This is a genomic window from Bradyrhizobium sp. S3.2.6 (assembly GCF_040546885.1).
GTDB lineage: Bacteria > Pseudomonadota > Alphaproteobacteria > Rhizobiales > Xanthobacteraceae > Bradyrhizobium > Bradyrhizobium cytisi.
In genome coordinates, this window is sequence record NZ_JBEPOS010000011.1 from 14,189 (window position 1) to 37,051 (window position 22,863).

Below are 22,863 nucleotides of genomic sequence, written 5' to 3' on the forward strand. Positions count from 1 at the left end.
TGAGGCAAGCGCTGTGGCGGGAGCTAGCCGCCCCTCGCAATAATCTCCGCCAGCGCGCGCCGTGCGATGATGCCGAGCTCGCCGAGCGTGGAGTGGCCGGATCGCGCCGCCTCGATCAGGCGCTCGGCGATGAACCTGCGGCTGTCGTGATCGCCGCCATGCGGCAATTGGCGGCACGTCTCCTCCAGGACGACGTCCATGTTGGCTTTGGTTCGCTCACTCAACTCTGTCATGACGCCCTGGCTTGTAGCCGCAAGCATACACAGACGGATCGTGCATGATTATCCGGGCAATCACGGCCATGGTGCATCGCGATGCGTGCATTGACGCAAGCTTCGCGCCGCCACGATGACGCCCCAAACGGGACTACCGAAGATTGCACCTGCTCTGATGACAAGCCGGGCCTGCGGCGCTAGCCTGCCGGCAAAATAAAATACACGGGAGGAATACCATGCCGGACGCAATGGTCGCCGCACGTGAGTCCAAGGCGGCGAGTGGAACAGCTCAACAGGTCGATGTTGCCGTGGTTGGCGCCGGATTTGCCGGCCTCTATCTACTCCATCGCCTGCGCAAGGCCGGCCTCTCCGCCGCCGGTCTCGACGAAGCCGGCGACGTCGGCGGCACCTGGTACTGGAACCGCTATCCCGGTGCGCGCTGCGATATCCAGACCATCGACTACAGCTACACGTTCGATCCGGAACTCGACAAGGTCTGGACCTGGTCGGAGAAATACGCCACCCAGCCCGAGATCCTGCGCTATCTCGGCTTCGTCGCGGACCGCTACGACCTGCGCCGCGACATCCGCTTCAAGACCAAGGTCACCGAAGCCAAGTGGGACGAGACGGCCGAGCGCTGGCAGCTCACCACCGACAATGGCGCACCGGTCTCCTGCCGCCATTACATCATGGCCACCGGCTGCCTCTCCGCGCCAAAACCGCCGGAGATTGATGGCATCGGGGAATTCAAGGGCGAGGTCTATTTCACCGGACGCTGGCCGCATGACGGCGTCAATCTCGCCGGAAAACGCGTCGCCGTGATCGGCACCGGCTCGTCGGCCATCCAGTCGATTCCGCTGATTGCCGAACAGGCCGCGCATCTGACCGTGTTCCAGCGCACGCCGAATTTCGCACTGCCTGCGCATAACGGCCCCTCGCCGGCCGATCGCAGGGACCTGTTCCAGAGCGACCGCGCGGCCTATCGCGAGCAGGCGCGCCAGTCGATGGCCGGCGTGCCCTACCCGCAGCAGACGGCGGTGAGCTGGCAGCTCAGCGACGCCGAGCGGCGCGAACGCTTCGAGGTGGCGTGGGGCAAGGGTGACCTCGTCTATATCCTCACGCAGCTCTGGGCCGACCAGGGCGTCGATTTCGACGGCAACAAGCTGATCTGCGATCTCATTCGCGAGAAGATCTCGGCGGCCGTGAAGGATCCGGAGACGGCGGCAGCGCTGATGCCGCACGATCATCCCTTCGGCGCCAAACGTCCCTGCCTCGATACCAACTACTACGCGACCTACAACCGGCCGAACGTCACGCTGGTCAATCTGCGCCAGGAGCCGATCAAGGCGATCACCGCAGGTGGCATCACCACCGGCAAGCGCAACGTCGACGTCGACGTCATCGTGTTCGCGACCGGCTTCGACGCCATGACCGGCGCGATCCGCGCCGTGCATCCGATCACTGGTCGCAACGGCAAGTCGCTCAGCGATGTCTGGGCGCAGGGGCCGCAGAGCTATCTCGGTCTCACGGTCGAGGGTTTCCCGAACTTCTTCATGATCACCGGACCCGGCAGCCCGTCGGTGCTGTCGAACATGGCGGTCTCGATCGAGCAGCATGTCGACTGGGTCGTCGACCGCCTCGCCGCATTGCGCGACGCCGGCTTCACCACGATCGAGCCAACCGTGACGGCGCAAGCCGGCTGGGGCCGACACATGGCCGACTGCTCGATGGTGACGCTGCACCGGCTCGCCAACACCTGGTACACGGGCGCCAACGTGCCCGGCAAGGTGCAGGGCCTGATGCCCTACACCGGCGGCGTCGGCCCCTATCGCAGCATCTGCGACGAGGTCGCGAGCCGCGGCATGCTCGGCTTCAGGCTCACCGGCCCCAACGTCGCCGCGCAATGCAATGACGGCGAGGTGGTGCGGCTGCAGCCGGACGTGCGGCTGGTGCTGAACCTGCTGGCGTCGCTGAACCTGCCGCCGATCGAGTCGATGGGCGCGATCGGCGCACGTGCCTTCGTCAACGAGTTCAACAAGGGCCGGCCTGCGGGACGGCTGATCGGCGACATCGTCGACGGCACCCTGCCCGGCGCGGATGGCCCGCTGCCTTATCGCGTCTACAAGCCGGCCACACCGGGCCCGCATCAGATCGTGGTCTATTTCCACGGCGGCGGCTGGGTGCTCGGCGACGAGCAGTCGGACGAGCCGTTCTGTCGTGACATGGTGCGGCGAACCGGCATGAGCTTTGTCAGCGTCGGCTATCGCCACGCGCCGGAGCATCGCTTCCCCACTGCGGCCGAGGACGGCTATGCGGCGACGCGCTGGATCGCCGGGCATCTGGCCGAGCTCGGCGGCAAGCCGGATCCGGTGCTGGTGGCAGGCTGGAGCGCCGGCGGCAACATCGCTGCCGTCACCTGCCAGCTCGCGCGCGACCGCGGCGGGCCCGAGATCGCCGGCCAGCTGCTGGTGTGTCCGGTCACCGACTGCAGCTTCGACCGGCCGTCCTACAACGACAATGCGACCGGCTACTTCCTGACGCGATCACTGATGGACTGGTTCTGGGACCTCTACTGCTCGCCGGCCGACCGCACCGATCCGCGTGTCTCGCCGCTGCGCGGCAAGGTCGCCGGCCTACCGCCGGCCTTCATCGTCACCTGCGAGTTCGATCCATTGCGCGACGAGGGGATCGCCTATGCGGAAGCGATGGCGGCCGCCGGCGTCCCGGTCGAGCAGCTGAAAGCCCGCGGCCATTTCCACTCGTCCTTTCCGATGGTGGACGTGGTGATCACTGGCGTCCAGGGCCGGATGCAGATGGCTCAAGCCTTGCGGCGCTTTGCCGGGCTGCCGCCGGAGGTCAGCCGCGGCGACGAGACCGGCCACAGCCATGAAAGCCCGGGGCACAAAATCGCAGCTGCCGCGAGTTAAGCCGCCATCGGCCGGGAACCTTTTCTCGGCCGCCGCGTTACCGAGGCGTGGCATTGAGATGCAGCGATGGGTATGGGCCCCGGCACGGCAGATTGCGTGCTGGGGCTCTTGTTGCGTGAGGCGGGGACGATGGGTGGCGTATCAGTTGAGTCAAAAATCGATTTCAGCGCGCGCGCCGTGCTGCATAAATGGCCGTCACTCGGAAACCAGCGCCGGCCGGACCGCGCGTCCTATCACGTGAGCGAAGGCACGCTCGACGAGTGCATCTCGGCCTTCATGGAAAAGCCCGCACCGACCCGGCATCTCTACGAGATCCACACCGCGCCGCAGCCGCCGCTGGTCACGGACATCCTCTCGCCCGAGCACATCGCGGAGCTGTCGCGGCTGCGGGAATTTCTCTGATTGCCGGTGGGCGAGCGGCTGCACGCGCACGACGAACGTCTTAGCTGCTTCCGCCGACTTGGGTAGGAACCTTCTTCCGGTTTTTCCAGTTAACAGGATCGGAAGCCAATCCAAAGCCAAGACGTGAGCAACTCACATGCTTGAAGCTGGCGCGCAAGTCCCGGTCGTGCCCTTTGGCGCAGATCAAACGCTGTTCGTGGTGATCGATCGTCTCGACGAAGCGACTGAAATCCGGGTCGAACGAAGCGATCTCGACGCTACGATCAGCGAGCTCGTCGCGGGCTGCTTTAACGACCCCATCAAGGTGATCTCGTTCAACACGCTCGAGCACTGGATGAAGGACATCTCGACCGATGTCGCCGATGAGATCCAGGCACGGTGCGGCGTCGATGGCGTGACGCTGCCCGACTACCTCAGCGATTTCGTCGAGAGCCATAGATGACCTCGATCTCGCGGCGGCGCTCGCCGGCGAAGGTCAGCAGCTTCTCGATCGTCGGCGTATCCGTGATCCGTTTGGCAAGCCGCTCGGCGCGCGCCGCCTGATCTTCGAGATACTGGATCGTGTTCAAGCGCCGTCTCCCCCAAAGCCCCGAATTGCCGGGCACCCATGGTGCGGGAGAGCAGCTAACAGCCCGTTAAACGCGGCACGCCGGCGGCGATCAACAACGCTCTATCGCACGACGTCGAGCCGGACATTGGTGATGCCCTTGTCGACCATGCCGAGCGCCTCGGCCGCGGAGGGCGAAATGTCGACCACGCGGCCGCGAACGAAGGGCCCGCGATCGTTGACCCTGACGGTCACGGCGCGGCCGGAGGAGACGTCGGTGACGCGCAGCCTGGTGCCGAACGGCAGGCTCGGGTGAGCCGCGGTCAATTCGTTCTTGTCGAACTTCTCGCCGCTCGCAGTTTCCGTGTCCGAATAGAAGCTCGCAACGCCACGCGAGGCCGTAGGCCTTGCGTCCGCGGTCTCGCTGGCAGCACGCACCCGGCTGATCGGCCGCGGATGCAGCGCCGCCACGCGGTGCGGCCGCTCGATCGCGACCTGCCGGCCGGTGCTGGCAAGGTCAGCCTTCTGGCGGCCAACCGGTGATTGCGCGCACGCGGCGAGCGAGGCGGCGCCGATAATGGCGAGCAACAACCGGCTCGAGGTTGCCGGCGAAATCCGGGCCGTTTCGGCAGCAGTTTCTGCACTTGCAAAGCGAGACATGATGCGCCCTCCGAACAACCCCAAGTTTCGGTGGGCAATGAGGGCAGAACCTTGGCTGAACAAAAGCGGCCTTGCGACCGCTAGCGTTTCGCGCCGGCTGTGATGAATCCACCACAGTTAGCTGTCCTGAATCGAAACAGGCTCGCGAAAAATCACCCCGATGCGGCGCGCCAGATGATCGGGCGCGTCTCCGGCCGCGTCTCGCCGCTCTCGACGTCGCCCCTGATGAGCCGCATCAACTCGCGCCGATAGAGCAGCCGCCAGCCGGTTTTCAGGCTGGCGAGAAAGTCGAGCTCCCGTTGCGTCAGCATGTACATCATGAACCCGGTCAGCTTGCGAGGGCCGCGCCGAATTCGCGGGGGCCCGCTACCTAGCGTAGTGTTACATATCGTAGCGCTCGCAGCGCTGATGCGCAAGCCGCGCCGCTAGAAATTCGGCCCCAGCGCGATCTTGGTGATCGTTCCGTTCCTGACGCCGATGCGCCACTCCGCCGAGCCGTTGGCGAACTGGGCGACATAGATGTCGCTGTCGAGCGCGGTGACGCCGCGGAACGAGACCGCGCGCAACGCCCCGAGCCGCGCCACGATGGCCTGGTCGAACAGAAGCTGCTGACGCGTGATGTTGGCGACCTCGGTGGTCATATGGTCGTAGTCGGGCTGCCCCTTGCCGATGCCCTCGATATAGTGCCGCAGCATCGCCTCGCCATTGGCGATCGGGACGGCGCGACGCGACGCACGCCCCGGCCTGGCACTGACGTTCGAGGCCTCGACATTATGGAAGCGCGTCTGCCGGCCAGGCGCCAGGATCTCCATGCACTTCCCTGACTTGTCGGCAATGACCCATGGGCTGTTCACGGTGGTCAGCGCGGCCCAGGTCATGTCCGACCTGACGACGCTCTGCGCCTTGCGCTCGCCGTCAGCGCCGAGATTGAAGACCTTAATATCGTCGTCCGTCTCGTTGTAGAGCATGATCCTGATCGGCGAGGTGCCGGCGCGGCCGCGCACATTCGCCTCCTCCGAGCAGGAGACGATGCCGCCAAGCTCGTCGTTGCCGTCGGGCCGGAAGATCACGTCGCCGGCCTTGCCGTCCGGCTCGAGCAGCACGCGGAATTCCGCCGTGCCGTTCTCGAATTTGGCGCCATAGATGTCGTAGCCGCCCGGCCCGACGCCGCGGAAGAAGATCGTCTCGACCGCACCGAGCGCCACGAAGGTCGCGCGCAATTCGTCGAGCCGACGATGGATGCTGGCGGCGAGCGGCGCGCTCATGCGATCGTAGTTCGGCGTGCCGCGGCGCAAATCCTCGATACCAGTGAGGATCACCTCCTTGCTGCGCGCGGCCGGGACCTGCTCCCTGAATCTGTCAGGGACTTCCGCCAGGCGGCGCGCGAAGTCGGCCTCGATCGCCTGAGCCTGCGCTGCATCGATCCGCTGCGCGAGGCGGGCGCCGGAGGTGGCGTTGTGGACCAGCACGCGCGAGATGCCGGCCGTTTCATCGCGCAGGAAGATCAGGAGATGATCGCCGTGGACGGAGAACGCGTCAGTGCCCTCGGCAAGAACCGGCGCTCGGCCCTGCCCGGTCTCTTGCACGTGCAGACGATCGCCATCGCGCCGCACGGTGAGCACGCGGCCCGGCGCGATCCTGTACCAGCCGACATATCGATCGAGCGACACCGGATCAGCTGTTGGCGCCGGCATCTCGGCAACGCGAACGGCGCGCACGTCGCGGCCATTCATATGCAGCGTCAATTCGGACGAGCGACGCTCCGCATCAACAGGGAATGTGATCTCGCCGGACGACGCCGCATAGGACGCCGTGCCGTCGCTGGCGACGGTCAGGCGCAGCCTGCGTTGTCCGGTGAGCTGCCCGTAGATTTCGTCGCCCTCGCGGAAGATGGCGAACACCGAGGCCGGGCCCATGACGTTGAAATTGACGGCGTAGAAATTGACGAACGGATGGTAATGCTCGGCCGGCACCTGGCCGAGATCTGCGCCGGCGGGCACCGGATCCGGCGTGCGATAGGCGATCATGCCGGCGGACACGATCACGACAGGCACGATCGCGGCCGCGATCCACAGCCGCTTGCGCCAACCGACCGCTGCGGGCATGGCGGCGGCTGCGATGATTCGTTCGACCCGCGCGCGCACGGTCGAAGCCCGCGCCATCGCAAGCTCCATCGGCCGCGGCTTCACGGAGGTCGCGACGTCGAGCAGGATTTCGGCGTAGGACAGCCGGTCGTCGATCATCTCGATCGCGCGGGCATCGCTGATGATCTCGGCAAGCTCGGCAAGCCGCGCCAGCTGCCACCAGGAGAACGGGCTGAACCAGAACACCGCGCGGTTGAGCGAGGCGAGCAAGAGGACGTAGAAATCGCCATTGGCGACATGCGCGCCCTCATGGGCGAGCACGGCGAGGCGCTTCTTCGCGTCCCAGCCGAAAAACTGCGGCGGCACCAGGATGGTCGAGCCGAAGGTGACGGGCCCGCCGACGTCGCGGCTGACGCGTACATCGGCATCGATCATCTCACGGCTTTTCACCGGCTTCGCCGCGCGCGCCAGACGCCAGGTCAGGCAGAGGCCGATGGCCAGCCGCAGCAGCATCAGGCCGGCGAGGCAGGCATAGACGGTGGTGGCGACCATCCACCAGTCGATCGAGAGACCTCGCTTCACCATCGGCGCGATGGCCGCAGCGGGCGCGATCGGCAGGGACGGCTGCGGTCGCTCCAGCATCGAGAAGTCGGCCGGCCACGCTTCATCCGGCATGGGCACGGACAAAGGCATCCGGTCGATGGTGAGCGTCGGCCAATGCATCACGAACGGCATCGCCAGCGATGCCAGCAGCACGACCATCCACGCCGTCATGTGGACGTGCGGATTGCGCACACGAAACAGGATGAGACCGATCCAGACGACGCCTCCCAGCGCGAAGGAGCGTAACGCCGCCTCAGCCAGAGCCGCGATCATTCTTTTTTCACTCCCCTCGCCTTCTTCGCCTTGGCCACCTGGTCGGCCAGCGCACGCAATTGCTGCTGGTCGAGCATCGCATTGTCCACCATGCCGACGAGGACCTCCTCCATCGAGCCGTTGCAGAACCAGTCGACGATGCGCTGCACCGCCTTGGCCGCAACCCGCGCCCGCTCTTCGGCGGCGTGATAGACGTAGGTGCGTCCGTCCACGGTGTGGCGAGCATAGCCCTTTTCTTCCAGCCTGCGCAGCACCGTCCGCACCGTCGATTCCTTCAGGCGTCGCGATAGCCGCTCGCGCACGATTTCGGCCGTGACCGGCCCATGGGCCCATACCAATTGCATGACCTCGTGCTCGAGATCGCCCAGGTCGGGCAAACGATCGTCCATGTGGCTTACCTAACAGCTTGAGATTCTTGTAACGCTACGCAGCGTCGCACATAAGGCACGGGCAGACAACGGCGATTCCGGCTGAGCCGGGGTCGGCGTGCCGGGCTGTCGCATATGCGAAAGGGCAGGCGGCTTGCCTGCGGCCATCCTTCGAGACGCCCGCCTGCGGCGGGCCCTCAGGATGAGGACGCGTCTGCTGCGAGATACCAGACCCTCATGGTGAGGAGCCCGCCAAAGCGGGCGTCTCGAACCATGCAGGCCGAGCTCTCCCGGCAGTATTCAACCGTCATAAGCGACAGGCTTGGACTAGTTCAATACTTCGGCTCGTACATCTGCGACTGGACCAGGGCCTTGACATCGTTGGGCGCGGGTCCGTCGGCGAGCCCGCGCTGATAGGCGACGTCCGCGACCGCAACGGCAATGCGGGCCGAGACCTCGCGGATGCGGGGCAGTGCGGGATAGAGACTGCCCTGATCCAGGTCCTCCTTGCCGACGCAATTGGCGAGCGTGTGGGCCGCCGCCATGAACATCTCGTCGGTCACGAGCCGTGAGCGGCTGGCGATGACGCCGAGGCCGACGCCGGGGAAGATGTAGGAGTTGTTGCCCTGGCGCGGCACGAAGGTGCGGCCATTGAGCGTGACCGGATCATAGGGGCTGCCGCAGGCGAACAGCGCGCGGCCCTCGGTGTAGCGATAGGCATCCTCCGCCGAGCATTCCGCCTTCGAGGTCGGGTTGGACAGCGCGAACACGATCGGCTGCGCGTTGAACCCGGCCATCGCCTTGAGCACATCGGGCGTGAAGGCGCCACCGACTGCGGCGACTCCGATGATCGCCGTCGGCTTCAGCGTCTTGATCGCGGTGAGGAAGTCGGCGATCGGCGCCTGATCCTTGTGCGCATAACGGAGCTTGTGGCCGGAGAGGCCTTCGCGACCGCCGACGACGAGGCCGCGGGAATCCACCAGCCAGTTGCGCCGGAGCGCCTCGGCTTCCGTTGCGCCCTCCGCGATCATGGCGGAGACGACGAGATCGGCGATGCCGGTCGCAGCCTCGCCTGCACCGAGGAACAGGATGCGCTGATCCGTCAGCTTGCCGCCATTGACGCGCAGCGCCGAGAACAGGCCGGCGAGCGCAACCGCTGCGGTGCCCTGGATGTCGTCGTTGAAGACGCAGGCTTCGTCGCGATATTTGTGCAGCAGCTTGAACGCGGAATGGTTGGCGAAGTCCTCGAACTGGATCAGCACATCGGGAAACGTCTTGCGCGCTGCGACCATGAATTCGTCGACGAAGCTGTCGTAAGCGTCTCCGGTGAGCCGCCGCTCGCGCAGGCCGAGATAGTAGGGATCGCTGAGGAGCTCCTCGTTGTTGGTGCCGACGTCGAGCACGATCGGCAGGCACTGCTCGGGATGCACGCCGGCGCAGGCCGAATAGAGCGAGAGTTTTCCAACGGGAATGCCCATGCCGTTGGCGCCGAGGTCGCCAAGCCCCAAAATGCGCTCGCCGTCAGTGACGACGATGAGTTTTGCGGCATTGGGCCAGTTCTTCAGGATCTCCGCGATCTGGCCGCGATCGCGCGAGGAGATGAACATGCCGCGCGGTCGCTGGTAGATCAGGCCATATTTCTGGCAAGCGAGCCCGACCGTCGGCGTGTAGATGATCGGCTGGATCTCGTCGATATTGTCGACCACGACGCGAAAGAACAGCGCCTCATTGCGGTCATGCAGCGCGTTTAGCGCGACGAATTTTTCCAGGTCGGTCGGCAGCGTGCGCAGATTGGTCAGCACGCGCTCGACCTGCGTCTCCATCGTCAGCACGCAAGGCGGCAGCAGGCCACGCAGGCCGAGCGCTGTGCGCTCCGCTTCCGTGAAGGCCGTGCCCCTGTTGAGCAAGGGATCGCGCAGCAAGGCCATGCCGTGCGCGGAATCGGATGATGTCGAATGGGTGTCGACCCGAGCAGGTCTATTCACGAATTCCCCCAGGGAGTTTCTTATTGAAGGGCAAGCATTGTCGGCCAGTGTTCCATCGAGATCAAGGACGTTGCTCCCCGGGCCACGATTGTGATCTCGCACCGCAGCGAGACTTCGCGAGAGAGCGCAGTGCGCGCGACGCAAAAGTTAACGGCGCGGGGCGACTCGCGCTCCTCATGGTGAGGAGCGCGTCTTCGCGCGTCTCGAACCATGAAGGCCCCTATCTCGCCCGCGTCCATCCTTCGAGACGCCCGCTGCGCGGCCTCCTCAGGATAAGGAAAGCCCCTATTCCGCCTTGATATCCGCGGCCTTCACGACCGGCCACCATTTCTCGGTCTCGGCCTTCTGGAAGGTGCCGAGGGCTGCGGGCGATTGCTGGTCCACTGGCGGAATCTCCTGGCCCAGTTCGGCAAAGCGTTGCTTGACGGAAGCGTCGGCAAGTGCTGCGACGATGGCCGTGTTGAGCTTTGTGACGATCTCCTTCGGCGTGTTCTTCGGTGCCCAGATGCCGTGCCAATAGGAGATGTACAGGCCAGGCAGGCCCGCCTCGTCGACGGTCGGAATGTCGGGCGCGGACGCGAGCCGGGTCGCCGCCGTCACCGCGAACGCCTTGATCGCACCGTTTCTGTATTGCGGCAGCGAGTTCGAGGCCTGGTCGAACATGATGTCGATCTGTCCGGCGACGAGATCGATCATGGCGGGCCCGGCACCGCGGTAAGGCACGAACTGGAAGTCGGTGCCGGTCTTCTCCTTGAAGAAGACGCCGGCGACATGCGCGCCGGTGCCGGCGCCGGCCGTCCCCGCGGTGGCCTTGCCGGGATTGGCCTTGAGCCACGCGATCATCTCTTTCAGATTGTTGGCCTCGAGCGACTTTCGGCCGACGATCAGCTGCGTACCCATCGCGACCAGCGCGACCGGCTCGAAATCGGCGACCACGTCATAAGGCAGCTTGAAGATCCCGCCGTTGAGCACATGCGTGCCCCAATGGCCGATGGTGATGGTGGTGCCATCTGGCGTGGCGCGTGCAACGCGCGCGCCCGCGATGCTGCCGGAGGCGCCGGCGACGTTCTCGACCACGATGGTCGCATGCAGTTCGGTGGCAATCCGCTCGGACAGGATCCGCGCCAGCGTATCGGTGGGCCCGCCGGCCGCGAACGGGACCACCAGCGTGATCGGACGGGACGGAAACGGTTGGGCGTCGACGGGCGCGCTCCACGCCACGGATTCGATCAACGCGCAAATGACGATTATATGACCGCGCAATGCAGCCCACAGCCCCCGCATCGTTCTCTCCCACCCTTTTGCCGCCCGCATGTCGTCAGCGGGCTGAAGCCGGAGTGAACGCTGCCGGACGGGCAGAGGCAAGCTGGAATTGATGCCGGGCCGCTTAGGGCATGGACTCATAAACTCGAGCTGCACTTCGTGTGAGTCCGAGTTGGGCCACAAGGCGACATCGCGCGCCAGAACTGCTACGACAGCGGCCACCCAATGATGAAGCTCTATAATCGGTGATTGGTGCGCTGCCATGCGTTACGACCTCGATCTTGTTAACCAGCTATGCCGAGAAGTCGGGCTGGTAGTGCGACTAGATAACGATTATCGTATAGAGGTCGATCTTGGCCGTGACGCAATTCTGTGCGTTGAGAACGCCGAACGCGAGGAAGACTGCCTGATCGGTTTTCTTGGCATGCCCTGGCATGCGCACGATAATCTTATGTTCGCCGATGCTCGCGGTAACTACATCGAACTCGACTACCTCGATCTGCTCACTGGCTTGAAGGAGGGGCGCGTCCTCGTTTGCGAGCGGGAGGTGAACGGGCGAACGGTAGACATCTGGCTGGTCCACAGCGAGTACAACGACGAGCTCAAGTATCTTGAAGAAGGCGAGCGGATCATCGTGCGTCGCGCAACGGTCCAACTCGCATAATTGGACGGAGCCGACTCTTTGTGTCGGCTCTGGGTCACGAGCTGCGGTCAGCACGAGCGCGAGTCTGGTCCGGTCTACCCTCGACAGCCGACGTGTTTGCAGGCCACGCATAGTTCGGTTTAGGGCCAAAAGCTGACGATAGTGCGGACGTCAATGTTAGCTACAAGTGCCAAATTGCGCGATCGCAACAATTGATGCCGTGCGTCGTGCCGCACCCCATTAGCGTTGCCGACACGATGTCTTCGTCGCGATTAGCTTTGTGCTCTTGTGCTGCGGCGCCGCGTGCCAACGATCGCCGGCGGAACGTCACCCGGTCGGGCCAAAGTAGATACAGTCCGGATCGTCCTTCGGACAGTTGCAACGGCCCATTCGATCCGACAGTTCGGCCAATTGGGGTTTGCTGTCGACGAACTGCTTGATGCTCTTCAGGCCGGTTCGCCGCACTCTAACGAATGTCCCGGCTTTGCCCACGTGCTTATTGAACTCTTCAGTCAAGCCTGCCGTCTTCACTGCATTCAGAATGTGAGCCAAACCATGGGCTCCGAATTCAACGTGCGAAGCGTCGCCCGGCCTCGGTTTCTTCTTCCGATCTGCCTTTGCTTTCGTCGCAGTCTTTCGCACGACCTTCTTTGCCATGAGTATTCTCCCTACTGAGCAACAACGATCGTTGGCTTGAAGATCTTAAGGGCAAGGAACTGCTCAACAGCGGCCGCAGCTCCCCGCTCCGCAGGTCCGCCAGAGTAAGTGATGAATTGGCCGGGATGTGGAACACCAACGGCCGCAGCCCGTGTTACTGGCAGCCTGTGGGGCAGATAGGGCTCCGCGTCCAACTTTTGGGCCGCCGCTTGATCCAGGTAGATGCCCACTGTGAGTAGATGGGTGTCCGTTCGCGAAGCGGTGACGCCGAAGCTCGCATCAGCCACCTGGAAGGCGCGGCCGGCAGGCGCGAACACGATCTTGGGCGTAGCTGTGCCACCGATCTTTGTCACGAACTGTAGTTGATCGACCATGGTTGGCGGCCCTTTAACATTGACCGTACCCTTGGGCTTGTCGTTCTCTGCGACCAGATTCCCAAAAATCGTAAGGTTGAGAAAATCGTCGACTACCTTGTCGATGCCCACCCTTCCAGCAATCGGATAAATGTAATTCTCGTCGACCGGGCGCGTGCAAGTCGGGTGTTTGGTGTTCGCGATCAATTCGCCAAGAGTATCGGTGATCGTGAAAATGCGCTCGTTCTGTCGCGACCGATCAAAGCTCCCGCTCACGCCCATCGACACGACGGAACCTATCGGCAGGGGACGAATGAAGTTTATCTGAGGGTCGAAGTTATTCATCTCCAACCCGGTCAGATCAAAATTGTACGCAATACCCGTGCTGTAGAGGATATCAACGATATGTCTGGCTCTCCCCTTCAATTGTCTGGGATCAAATTTGGCAACGGCTTCCGGGTCGTTCTTAGCTCTCTGGAGGAGATCTGTCCCTATCGTATGCGAAGTCAAATCGACTTGACCGTTGCGAAAATTGTCGTCGTCGGCCAAATAGTTCAACAGTGCTTGCACGCCGGCAGCGCGGGCCTCACAACGAATCTGCTTTACAATTACGCTCGTTCCAACGCCAGCCAGATCGCCGGGTAGCGGATGGATGGCACATCCACTTGAAGCGAGTCCGATAAGAGCAAAGAACAGAAGTTGTCGTCCGCCGGAAATGCCTCGCGCTCTCATAACAACCCCCAATAACCCCGCGTAGCCTATGCGCGAAATAATTGCATGGAAATGCGCTAGTTGCGAGTTATGCACAATGCCGAAGCCTTGGGGGCGCTAAAGACCAAGAAGCTAGGCTCCTAACGGATCGAGCACGCGAGACGCGATTTCTGGTTCGGGTCACAAGCCGCCGATCACACGCAAGGTGGGAGATTTCCGGTTTGGATTGGTAAGATGACGTTTATGGGTACACGCTCTAGCCGGCCGCCCGTCGCGACGCCAGATTGGCGGCGACGTCGACCGGCGGCGCGATCTGCATCAGGATGGTCTGGGTCGCGGACGCCACCTCGATGCCGTTCTGCTGGAAGCGCTGTTTCATGCGGCGGTTGAACTCGCGCTGGACCGGCCAGCGGCCCGCCTCGGTGCAGCGGATCTGACCGACGATCGACACCATCGCGCCGTCGACCTTGTCGATGCCCCAGAGCTCGAGATCGCCGCGGATCAACGGGCGGAATTCCGTCTCGCGGCGCATCTCCTCGACGATGTCCTTGAGAATCTGGCCGGCGCGATCGGTGTCTTCCTTGTAGGCTACATTGACGCTGACGGAGGCATTGCCGGCGCCACGGCTGGCATTGGTGATAGTCGTCACCGCGCTGAACGGGACGATGTGCACGGCGCCGTCGCCGGCGCGCAAGCGGATGGTGCGGATCGAGACGTTCTCGACCACGCCTGTGAGGCCCGACACGCTGACGGTATCGCCGACCTGAACCGTGTTCTCCAGCAGCAGGAACAGGCCGGTGATGAGATCCTGCACCAGCTTTTGCGAACCGAAGCCGATGGCAATGCCGACGATGCCGGCACCCGCGAGCAGCGGCGCGACATTGACGCCGATTTCGCTCAGCGCCGTGAGGCCGACGACCGTGGCGATCACGCACAAAAGCGCCGTGCGCAGCATCGGCTGGAAGGTGCGCAGCCGCGCCGCGCGGGCATAGTGTCCGTCGCGCGACAGCGTATTGATCTGCCGGTCCAGCAGCGCATTGCTGGCTTCCCAGATCGCCGCGGCGATGACGGCAGCGACGCCGATCGTCGCCACCGCCGAGAGCAGCCGGCTGCCGATCTGGCCGCCATAGAACCAGACGATGGCATCGACGCCCCAGACCTCGAGCACGGCGACGAAGCCGATGAAGGCGATCACGCCGGAGACGATCTTGCGCAGCAGCGGCAGATAGCGGTTGGCGCGGATCTCCAGCCCCGGAAAGCGCTGCAGGATTTCCGGCTGGATGCGGAAGCCGCGGTCGATCAGGCTCAGCGTCACCATGATGGCGACCCGCGTGATCAGCACCACCGCGACGGTGCCGACGAAATATTGCAGCAGCAGCGAATAGCCGTTGCGGATGTTCAGCGCCCAGACCGCCCACAGCGCCAGATCGAGCGCGATGGCCAGATAATGCCAGCCGCCGGCGATGCGGTTGCGCAGGCGCGCGGCGATCCCCTGCCGGTCCGCGGGTGCGCGGATGGCGTCGGCGACCTGGCGCCGGCATTGCAGGATGATGACGACGACGAAGAGATGCACGACCAGCATCACCATGCGAATGAGCGCGGCATAGCCGGCGCGATGCAGGCCGAGCAGCAGCGCCACGTTGGCGAAGGCAATGCCGGTTACGGCGACGCCGACGATGCGACGCGCCCAGATCTCGATATAGGCTGCCGTCTCTGCGCGCACCGGAAACAGGCCGAACGGCCCGGCCAGCGCGCGGACGACGCAAATGAGCCCGCGCGAGAACGCATAGGCGTTGACGACGGCAAGGATCACGAGGCGGACGGTCGCGGGCTCGCCGATCTCTGTTCCGAGCAGTGCGGTCGCGATGCCAACGAAAACGACCACCGGCAGCAGTTCGAGCAACAGCCGCCCCAGCACGAAGGGCAGCCGCAGCAACAGCTGCCAGACCCGCGCGAGGCTGTGCCTGCGCTTGTGCAATTCCGGCTCGGGAGTGACGTCTGCGACCGACGACGGTGGACCGGCAATGAGCAGCGCCTGAGCTGGCAAGTGCGCTGTCTGCGGCACCCGCCCTTCGAGGAAGGCTACGGGGCGCCGCATCAGGCGGACAATCACCCATTCGGCTGCAAGCGCGCAGCCGAACACCAGCGCCAGCTTCCAGGCGATCTCGATCAGGAGATTATAGGCGTCGGGATCATTCGCGGTGCGCACGATCCAGTAATAGAACGCCGAGAAATGCGTGAGCGTCCGCGCCATGTCGGCGACATCGCGCGAGACGTCGCCGATCTGCTCTGACACGGTGAGCAGAAGCTGCGCGCCGAGGCCGTCAGCCGATAGCGGGATCGGTGACTTCTGCTCGGGCGCCGGCTGCTGCGGACCGGACGCATTCGCGATCGCGCGCAGCGTATCGATCATTTGCGCACGCTTCTTGTCGTCCTGAAGCGTCTCCAGCGCCCGCCTGGCCTCGTCAGGCGCCAGTGCGGCCGTGCTATTGGCGGCCGGCGCAGGCGGCGCTGCGTGGGCTGGGGAGACGGACGAAAGGACGAGAAAGAAGACAGCGACAAGCGCCGAAGCAAGCTTATGCGACACGCGGATTCCTCAAAATAAATGAAATGCGCCGGCGGAATCGGGACCGCACGAAGCACTGCGTCATGCCGGATGGAGGCTATTCGCCCCCAACCTGTGTCGGAAGTTTGCCGGTGAGGCGACCATCTCTTGGCATTTCCTTTTGCATTTCCGCAACGCAGATGTGATGGAACCGCTTCGTGGTCAATGTCGCAAAAGCATGCGAGATTGCCGGTGGGAATTGGGGGCATCACATGACAGATTCCGATCGGCGCCGGCTCGTGCTTGCGGGAGCCGCGGTCGTGCTCGGCCTGCCATCGGCGGTCGCGCAGAATGGACCGACTTTCACCTATCGCGGCATCACGGTCGACGCCAGCGCCGCGCAGGGCCCGCCTGATATCATGGAGGTCGTCGCGTCGCTGAAGCATCAGATCGACATCGTCGTGGAATGCGGCGCGAAGCCCGAGATCATGACCTTCTTCAGGAGCCAGCCGGTCTCGGTCAAGCCCGGACAGGGCGACGGCGGCGGGCACTTCACGTCCAAGGTCAAGGGCGTCACGGTTGACGCGGCCGTCGTTGCGCCGGAGAAGCCGGTGCTGCTGCACGAACTGCTCCACGCCTATCATTTTCGCGTCCTGCCGGGCGCCCTGGAGAATCCGGACCTCGTCCGTTTCTACGGCATCGCCAGGCAGGACGAGCTCTATCCGCTGGACGCCTACGTGCTGAAGAACGTGCAGGAGTTCTTCGCGGTGACCGGAAGCCTCTATCTCTGGGGCAATGTCGACCGTCCCCCCAACAATCGCGCCACGCTGCATGACAAGCAGCCGGTGTATTATCAATGGCTCGGTGATCTCTTCGGCGTGCAGAAGAAGGCGTAGCCGATGCGCGAGGGTGCAAAACGCACAGCGCCGGGCAGGTAGGGGCCATGCCTTACTGACTGCAGCCCACTAAACCTTTACCCGGCGTGCCGTTCGCGGTTTTCGCCGCTATGCGATAGTCCGAACGAGCTCCATCGCACTTAACGCGGCTGGATTTGCGGAGGTGGAGTCATAGACCTCCCCTTGCTCATGAGGTGGACGTTACGCGTCGCTTGTTTGCGACCATCGGCATGCTCCTCCTGTGACATAAAACTGTCAAGCGGGATCAAATGGCCTGAGCATCACATTTGCAGAGCGGTTCCGCGACGACCGACCACATCAGAGCCGCACCGGCGCAATGGTGACATCATGCCCCTGTTTTGCCCGACGGGTCAAACGAAATTCTTTGAATCCGAATATCATTTGCGCTGTCATTCAAGTCATTGATTTCACGATCATCGGCTACTGTGCATGGGGTTGTTTTCGAGATCGGGCGTACTGACAGGCGGCTTGCACAGAAATTGTAGGGTGGGCAAAGGCGCCCTTGCGCCGTGCCCACCATCTCCCATCTCCGAACGAAGATTGTGGGCACGCTTCGCTTTGCCCACCCTACGAGAGCGGAGTTCGATCCGAGATCGCGTCTTACCGCTTCCCCTTCCCCTCCTTCTCCAGCGCCTTGCGCACATTCTCGAACTCCGCCAGCGAAGCCTTGTCGGCGCGGGGAAAGCGCAGGTCCAGTTTTTCGAGCTCCGCGACGATGACGGAGCCGATCACCACGCGGGCAAACCATTTGTGGTCGGCGGGCACGACATACCACGGCGCATGCCGCGTGGCGGTGTGGCGCACGATGTCCTGATAGACCGCCTGGTAGCGCGGCCACAAAGCGCGCTCCTCGATGTCGCCCATCGAGAACTTCCACTGCTTGGCCGGCTCCTCCAGCCGGTCGAGAAAACGCGCGCGCTGCTCTTCCTTGGAGACGTTGAGAAAGAACTTCAGCACCAGGGTGCCGTTGCGGGAGAGATAACGTTCGTAGGCGGAGATGTCCTCGAACCGCTCCTTCCAGATATTTTTCGTCACGAGCTTTTGCGGCAGCTTCTCCCTGGCGAGGATCTCCGGGTGCACGCGCGTCACCAGGCATTCCTCGTAATGGGAGCGGTTGAAGATGCCGATATGGCCGCGCTCCGGCAGCGCGAGGACGTGGCGCCAGAGGAAATCGTGGTCGAGCTCCTTGCTGCTCGGTGCCTTGAAGGAAGTCACCTCGCAACCCTGCGGGTTGATGCCCTCGAAGATCGCCTTGATCGCGCTGTCCTTGCCACCGGCGTCCATGGCCTGGAACACGATCAGCACCGACCAGCGGTCCTGGGCGTAGAGCTTCTCCTGGAACGCGACCAGCCGCTTCTTGTTGGCGTCGAGAATCTCCTGCGCCGTCTCCTTGTCCAGATCGCCCTTCTCGTTGGTCTTGTAGCCTTTCAGCTGAAACTTGCCGGACCCGTCATGCCGGAATGGCGTGATGTAGCGGTCAAGTTCCTGGGCGAGCGATCTGGACGGCTTTTTGCTCATGAGGGCGGGGCACCTTGCGTTGCGACTTCAATCGGTCGAGCAGGCTACCAAGGATGCCCTTCGGAAGGAATATGATGAAAAGCACCAGCAGCACGCCGTAGACGAGGTTGTCCCAGCCGACCGCCCTGGTGCCGAAGCCGATGCGCAGGGTTTCCGCGAGCAGGATGGTGATGACGGCGCCGACGGTCGGACCGAGCGAGACGAACAGTCCGCCGACGATGGCCGCGAACACCATCTGGAGCGACACCGCGATGCCGGAGACGGTGTCGGGCGTGATGAACATCTGGTACTGGCAATAGATCGCGCCCGCCAGTGCCGTCATCACGGCGCTGATCAAGGTGATCTTCAGTTTCTCCGCGGTGACGTCGACGCCGGCGGCGGCAGCCGCATCCTCGTCCTCCGAGATCGCCTCGAGCGCGTAGCGGCTCATGCTGCGATCGATCAGGTGCCAGACGACGATGCCGCCGAGCCATACCGCAAGCGCGATCAGATACCAGGTCGTCTTGTCGTCGAATTGCAGCGCCAGCAGCTTGTTGCCCGAGGTGCGGTTCGGGGTGTAGCCGAGCGAGCCGCCGGTATAGTCGCGCGTGGCCGTGATGATCTGGAGCACGATGCCGGAGAGCGCGAGCGTCACCAGCACGAAGTAATGCCCGGTGATGCGGAAGCGGAAGCAGGGATAGCCAACGATCAGCGCCAGCGCGCCGGCCGCGACCATGCCGACGGGAATCCCGATCCATGGCGACAGGCCGAGATGGTTCCACAGCAGCGCGGTGACATAGGCGCCGATCCCCATGAAGCCGCCATGCCCGAGCGAGACCAGGCCGAACCGCCCCATCATCGACCACGACGTGTAGGCGAACGACCAGATCAGGATCAGCACCAGAATGTGCAGGTGATAGGGATCGCGATACACGAACGGCAGCGCGACCAGCGCGGTCAGTCCTAATCCCCATGCGACAAGCCGGCCCTGCCCCATCATCGGCGCCTCGCGAGCAGGCCCGCGGGCCGGATGAACATCATGACGATGAAGAAGGCGAAGGCGAGCACGTAGCCCCATTCGAGATCGGAGAACAAGCCGCCGAGCGAGATGATCTCGGCAAACACGAAGGCCGCAATGAAGCCGCCGATGAAATTGCCGAGGCCGCCGAGCACGCAGATCAGGAAGGTGATCGGCCCGAACGAGAGGCCGACGAAGGGATGCACATCGTATTGCAACACCAAGAGGCAGGCGGCGAGCCCGGCCAGCCCGCCGCCGATCGCGGACGTGATGAGATAGATCCGTTTGGTGTCGACGCCCATCAGCGCCATGATCTGGCGGTCCTGCGAGATGGCGCGGATCGCGGTGCCGGTGAAGGTGCGGGTCATGAACAGATAGACCGCGACCATGCCGACCAGCGCCGCCAGGAACGACAGAAGTCGCGCGTAGCTGAAATTCATGTCGCCGAAGGCGAGCACCGGCAGGCGGATGCCGAGGTTGCGGAAGTCGATGCCGAAGGCGACGGTGGCAAAGCTCTGCAGCACGAACAGCACACCGCCGGTTGCGAGCAGCTGGTTGATCGGCGGCGCCGTCAGCAGCGGCGCGATCACGAGAAAATGCAGCAAGGCGCCGAGCATCGCGACCAGCAGAATGGTCAGTGGCGCTGCGATGAAATAGCTGATGCCGTAATACTGGACCAGGAAGTACATCGCGTACATGCCGATCATCACGAGCTCGGCGTAGCAGATCCAGGTCACGTCGATGACGCCGAAGATCAAATTGAGCCCGAGCGCGAGCAGCGCCAGCACGCCGCCGAGCAGGATGCCGTTGATCACGGCCTCCAGCAGATAGATGTCGAAAATGTCCAGGAACGCCTGCATGCCCTCGCCCGCCCTTTCACACCCCGAGATAAGCTTCCTTGACCGTGTCGCTCGCCAGCATCTCGGCCGAGGTGCCTGAGGCGCGGATCGTCCCGGCTTCGATCAGATAGGCCCGGTCGACCACGCGCAGCACCTGCTGCACGTTCTGCTCGACGATCAGCACCGTCAGTCCGCGCGCGCGAATCCGCTTCATGAGCTCAAACACCTGCTGCACCACCACCGGCGCCAGCCCGGCGGACGGCTCGTCGAGCAGGAGGAGCTTTGGATTGGACATCAGCGCGCGGCCGATCGCGCACATCTGCTGCTCGCCGCCGGACATGGTGCCGGCCATCTGATGGCGGCGCTCCTTCAGCCGCGGAAACAGGTCGAACACGACCTCCTGCCGCTCGGCATAATGGCCGCGCGCCTCCTTCATGAAGGCGCCCATCTTGAGATTGTCGTCGACCGTGAGCTGCGGAAACAGCCGCCGGTTCTCGGGCACATGCGCGATGCCGAGGCTGACGATCTTGTGCGCTGGCGTCGCGACGACGTCGGCGCCCTCCATGGCAATCGATCCGCGCGAGGGACGGATCAGGCCTGAGATGACACGCATCAGCGTGGTCTTGCCGGCGCCGTTCGGGCCGATAACGCCCACGGCCTCACCGGCCTTCACGTCGAGATTGAGGTCGAACAGCGCCTGGAACGTGCCGTAGCCGGCATTGACGCCGCGAAGCTCCAGCATCATTGGCCTCCCGCGCGGCGGCGCGCTTCGGCGGCCGCAGCCTGCGTAGTCTCGGCATCGGTGCCGAGATAGACCTCGATGACGCGCGGATCGCCCGCAACCGCGCTCGGCAGGCCTTCCGAGATTTTTTCGCCGTGGTCGAGCACCATGACGCGGTCGACGACGCGCATCAGGACGCCCATGATATGCTCAACCCAGATGATAGTGATGCCGAGCTCGTCGCGGATGTTGCGCAGCATGTCGGCAGCCTGGTCCATCTCGGCATCGTCGAGACCGCCGAGGCTCTCGTCGGCAAGCAGAAGCTTTGGCGCGGTGGCGAGCGCCTTGGCGAGCTCGAGCTTCTTCAGCCCGGCCGCGCCGAGGCCGTCAACGCTGGCGTGGCGATCGGTCGGCAGGCCCACCATCGCGAGTGACCGCTCCGCCGCCTCCTCGGCCTTGACGCGGCTATGGCGGCCCTGGCCATAGAAGCCGGCGAGCACGACGTTCTCGAAAATCGTCAGCCGCCGGAACGGCCGCGGAATCTGGAAGGTGCGGCCGATGCCCCGGTTGATGATCCGGTGCGGCACCAGCCCCGCGATCTCCGAGCCATCGAACAGGATCGATCCGGAGCTTGGCGCCAGCGTGCCGGAAAGCATGTTGAAGATCGTGCTCTTGCCCGAGCCATTGGGACCGATCAGACCGAGAATCTCGCCCTGCTCGACTCTAAACGACACGTTGTTGACAGCGGTGAAGCCGCCAAACCGCTTCACCAGCCTGCTGACCTCCAGCACCGCCCCGCTCCGCCGCTACTGGTTGCTGTAGGAGGCGCATCTAAACCTCCCTGGACGATTGTGCATTGCAGTTTTTTTGTTTTGCTTTTGCGCCCATCACATGGGCTGGGGCGCGCGATGTCAAGCCTCGCGCGTCAGCGCGAGGCGAACTGCTGCGCGATGAAGGCCGTGACAAATCGCGGCATGGTCGGCGTGAGATCATCCATCCCGCGCACGAGATGGATGGCCGAAAGCTCCGGTTCGTCCTGGCGAGCCAGATTGGCTTCGATCCGCGCGCGAGCAGCTTCACCCGGCATATCCAGGTTGAGGATCTGTATCATTGCAAGTGCGCTGCCGGTGACGACACAATGCCAGTCCGCCTCTGCCGAATAATCGGCGGGAAGCAGGCCGGTCTCCTCCTCGAGCTCGCGGACGACGCTGCCGGGAATGTCAAGCGTGCCGTCCCTGACATCATCGAGATCGGGTGTGCCTGACGCGAAATAGATGCGTCCCGCATTGGCGGTGTGATGTGCCATCTCGCCCATCACGAAGGCGCCGTCGGAGGTGCGTAGCGCGGCCATGCCGAACCCATTGAACACGGCCGGATCAGGAAAGCCCCAGTCGCGCCAAGCCAGGAAGCTGGCGAAATCCGTCTCGAAATAGGTCGCGGCGAGATGACCGCCGGTGAAGACGGCATCGCGCCCGAGCAGCACTCGGCCGTTCCAGATTTTCGGCCGCGCACGTTGCTGCTCGGCGAAATGCGCCTCGATCTCGGCGCGCCGGTCCCCGGCGAACGGCCAGACGACGGGGCGCACGGCAAGTTCAAGCGTCGAGACGCGATGAATGGTGAGTGACGTCATGACGC

The 22,863-nt window shown here is 63.8% G+C and carries 22 protein-coding genes; 5 read left to right on the forward strand and 17 right to left on the reverse strand.

Features of this window, described 5'->3' with window-relative positions; all coding sequences use genetic code 11:
* Positions 1–23 precede the first annotated feature (23 nt).
* Positions 24–260 (reverse strand): hypothetical protein, encoded by a 237-nt coding sequence (locus ABID58_RS20075; RefSeq protein WP_354034120.1) that lies wholly within the window; start codon positions 258–260, stop codon positions 24–26.
* A 191-nt stretch (positions 261–451) separates the two neighbouring features.
* Here ABID58_RS20075 and ABID58_RS20080 point away from each other — a divergent pair, with 191 nt between their 5' ends.
* The 3 genes from ABID58_RS20080 (at position 452) to ABID58_RS20090 (ending at position 3,986) form a co-directional block, all read left to right on the forward strand.
* A complete protein-coding gene (locus tag ABID58_RS20080; RefSeq protein WP_354034122.1) occupies positions 452–3,142 on the forward strand; it encodes a flavin-containing monooxygenase in 2,691 nt (896 codons plus the stop codon).
* Positions 3,143–3,271: 129 nt separating this feature from the next.
* Positions 3,272–3,544 carry a hypothetical protein gene (locus tag ABID58_RS20085; protein WP_148753100.1) on the forward strand — a complete coding sequence of 91 codons (273 nt, stop codon included), beginning with the start codon at positions 3,272–3,274 and terminating at the stop codon, positions 3,542–3,544.
* 136 nt (positions 3,545–3,680) lie between these two features.
* Entirely contained in the window at positions 3,681–3,986 is a 306-nt protein-coding gene (locus tag ABID58_RS20090) for a hypothetical protein (protein WP_354034124.1), read from the forward strand.
* Here the strand turns inward: ABID58_RS20090 and ABID58_RS20095 are convergent.
* The 7 genes from ABID58_RS20095 to ABID58_RS20125 form a co-directional block, all read right to left on the reverse strand.
* Positions 3,958–4,113 carry a hypothetical protein gene (locus ABID58_RS20095; RefSeq protein WP_354034126.1) on the reverse strand — a complete coding sequence of 52 codons (156 nt, stop codon included), beginning with the start codon at positions 4,111–4,113 and terminating at the stop codon, positions 3,958–3,960. The two genes, ABID58_RS20090 and ABID58_RS20095, sit on opposite strands and share 29 nt — an antisense overlap.
* 101 nt (positions 4,114–4,214) lie before the next feature.
* Entirely contained in the window at positions 4,215–4,751 is a 537-nt protein-coding gene (locus ABID58_RS20100) for a septal ring lytic transglycosylase RlpA family protein (RefSeq protein ID WP_354034128.1), read from the reverse strand.
* Between the two features lie 152 nt (positions 4,752–4,903).
* Positions 4,904–5,071 carry a hypothetical protein gene (locus ABID58_RS20105; protein WP_354034130.1) on the reverse strand — a complete coding sequence of 56 codons (168 nt, stop codon included), beginning with the start codon at positions 5,069–5,071 and terminating at the stop codon, positions 4,904–4,906.
* Positions 5,072–5,176: 105 nt separating this feature from the next.
* A complete protein-coding gene (locus ABID58_RS20110) occupies positions 5,177–7,711 on the reverse strand; it encodes a M56 family metallopeptidase (protein ID WP_354034132.1) in 2,535 nt (844 codons plus the stop codon).
* Positions 7,708–8,100, reverse strand: coding sequence for a BlaI/MecI/CopY family transcriptional regulator (locus ABID58_RS20115; protein WP_148753097.1), 393 nt, complete (start codon positions 8,098–8,100; stop codon positions 7,708–7,710). The genes ABID58_RS20110 and ABID58_RS20115 overlap by 4 nt, the downstream gene beginning before the upstream one ends.
* Positions 8,101–8,411: 311 nt before the next feature.
* Complete coding sequence (locus tag ABID58_RS20120) at positions 8,412–10,064, reverse strand: NAD-dependent malic enzyme (protein ID WP_354034134.1); 1,653 nt, start codon at positions 10,062–10,064, stop codon at positions 8,412–8,414.
* A gap of 285 nt (positions 10,065–10,349) precedes the next feature.
* Entirely contained in the window at positions 10,350–11,348 is a 999-nt protein-coding gene (locus ABID58_RS20125; RefSeq protein ID WP_354034135.1) for a tripartite tricarboxylate transporter substrate-binding protein, read from the reverse strand.
* Between the two features lie 241 nt (positions 11,349–11,589).
* On the opposite strand from ABID58_RS20125, the gene ABID58_RS20130 reads away from it, so the two are divergent.
* Entirely contained in the window at positions 11,590–11,991 is a 402-nt protein-coding gene (locus tag ABID58_RS20130) for a hypothetical protein (RefSeq protein WP_354034136.1), read from the forward strand.
* A 306-nt stretch (positions 11,992–12,297) separates the two neighbouring features.
* On the opposite strand, the gene ABID58_RS20135 is transcribed toward ABID58_RS20130, so the two are convergent.
* The 3 genes from ABID58_RS20135 to ABID58_RS20145 form a co-directional block, all read right to left on the reverse strand.
* On the reverse strand, positions 12,298–12,627 hold the full coding sequence (locus ABID58_RS20135) for a hypothetical protein (protein WP_354034137.1): 330 nt from the start codon (positions 12,625–12,627) through the stop codon (positions 12,298–12,300).
* 11 nt (positions 12,628–12,638) lie between these two features.
* Complete coding sequence (locus tag ABID58_RS20140; RefSeq protein ID WP_354034138.1) at positions 12,639–13,712, reverse strand: Y4kA family protein; 1,074 nt, start codon at positions 13,710–13,712, stop codon at positions 12,639–12,641.
* Between the two features lie 235 nt (positions 13,713–13,947).
* On the reverse strand, positions 13,948–16,278 hold the full coding sequence (locus ABID58_RS20145) for a mechanosensitive ion channel domain-containing protein (RefSeq protein ID WP_354034139.1): 2,331 nt from the start codon (positions 16,276–16,278) through the stop codon (positions 13,948–13,950).
* 230 nt (positions 16,279–16,508) lie between these two features.
* Between ABID58_RS20145 and ABID58_RS20150 the strand changes: the two genes are divergently transcribed.
* Entirely contained in the window at positions 16,509–17,132 is a 624-nt protein-coding gene (locus tag ABID58_RS20150) for a hypothetical protein (RefSeq protein WP_354034140.1), read from the forward strand.
* A 621-nt stretch (positions 17,133–17,753) separates the two neighbouring features.
* Here the strand turns inward: ABID58_RS20150 and ABID58_RS20155 are convergent.
* From ABID58_RS20155 to ABID58_RS20180, 6 genes are all read right to left on the reverse strand, one after another.
* A complete protein-coding gene (locus ABID58_RS20155; protein ID WP_354034141.1) occupies positions 17,754–18,671 on the reverse strand; it encodes a polyphosphate kinase 2 family protein in 918 nt (305 codons plus the stop codon).
* A complete protein-coding gene (locus ABID58_RS20160; protein ID WP_354034142.1) occupies positions 18,631–19,650 on the reverse strand; it encodes a branched-chain amino acid ABC transporter permease in 1,020 nt (339 codons plus the stop codon). Before ABID58_RS20160 ends, ABID58_RS20155 begins: the two co-directional genes overlap by 41 nt.
* Entirely contained in the window at positions 19,647–20,528 is an 882-nt protein-coding gene (locus ABID58_RS20165) for a branched-chain amino acid ABC transporter permease (RefSeq protein ID WP_354034144.1), read from the reverse strand. The genes ABID58_RS20160 and ABID58_RS20165 overlap by 4 nt, the downstream gene beginning before the upstream one ends.
* A gap of 16 nt (positions 20,529–20,544) precedes the next feature.
* The gene (locus tag ABID58_RS20170) at positions 20,545–21,249 is read right to left on the reverse strand and encodes an ABC transporter ATP-binding protein (protein WP_148754209.1); all 705 of its coding nucleotides are present in this window, start codon (positions 21,247–21,249) and stop codon (positions 20,545–20,547) included.
* The gene (locus ABID58_RS20175) at positions 21,249–22,019 is read right to left on the reverse strand and encodes an ABC transporter ATP-binding protein (protein ID WP_354034146.1); all 771 of its coding nucleotides are present in this window, start codon (positions 22,017–22,019) and stop codon (positions 21,249–21,251) included. Before ABID58_RS20175 ends, ABID58_RS20170 begins: the two co-directional genes overlap by 1 nt.
* A 134-nt stretch (positions 22,020–22,153) precedes the next feature.
* On the reverse strand, positions 22,154–22,858 hold the full coding sequence (locus ABID58_RS20180; RefSeq protein ID WP_354034148.1) for an NUDIX hydrolase: 705 nt from the start codon (positions 22,856–22,858) through the stop codon (positions 22,154–22,156).
* Between the last annotated feature and the right edge of the window lie 5 nt (positions 22,859–22,863).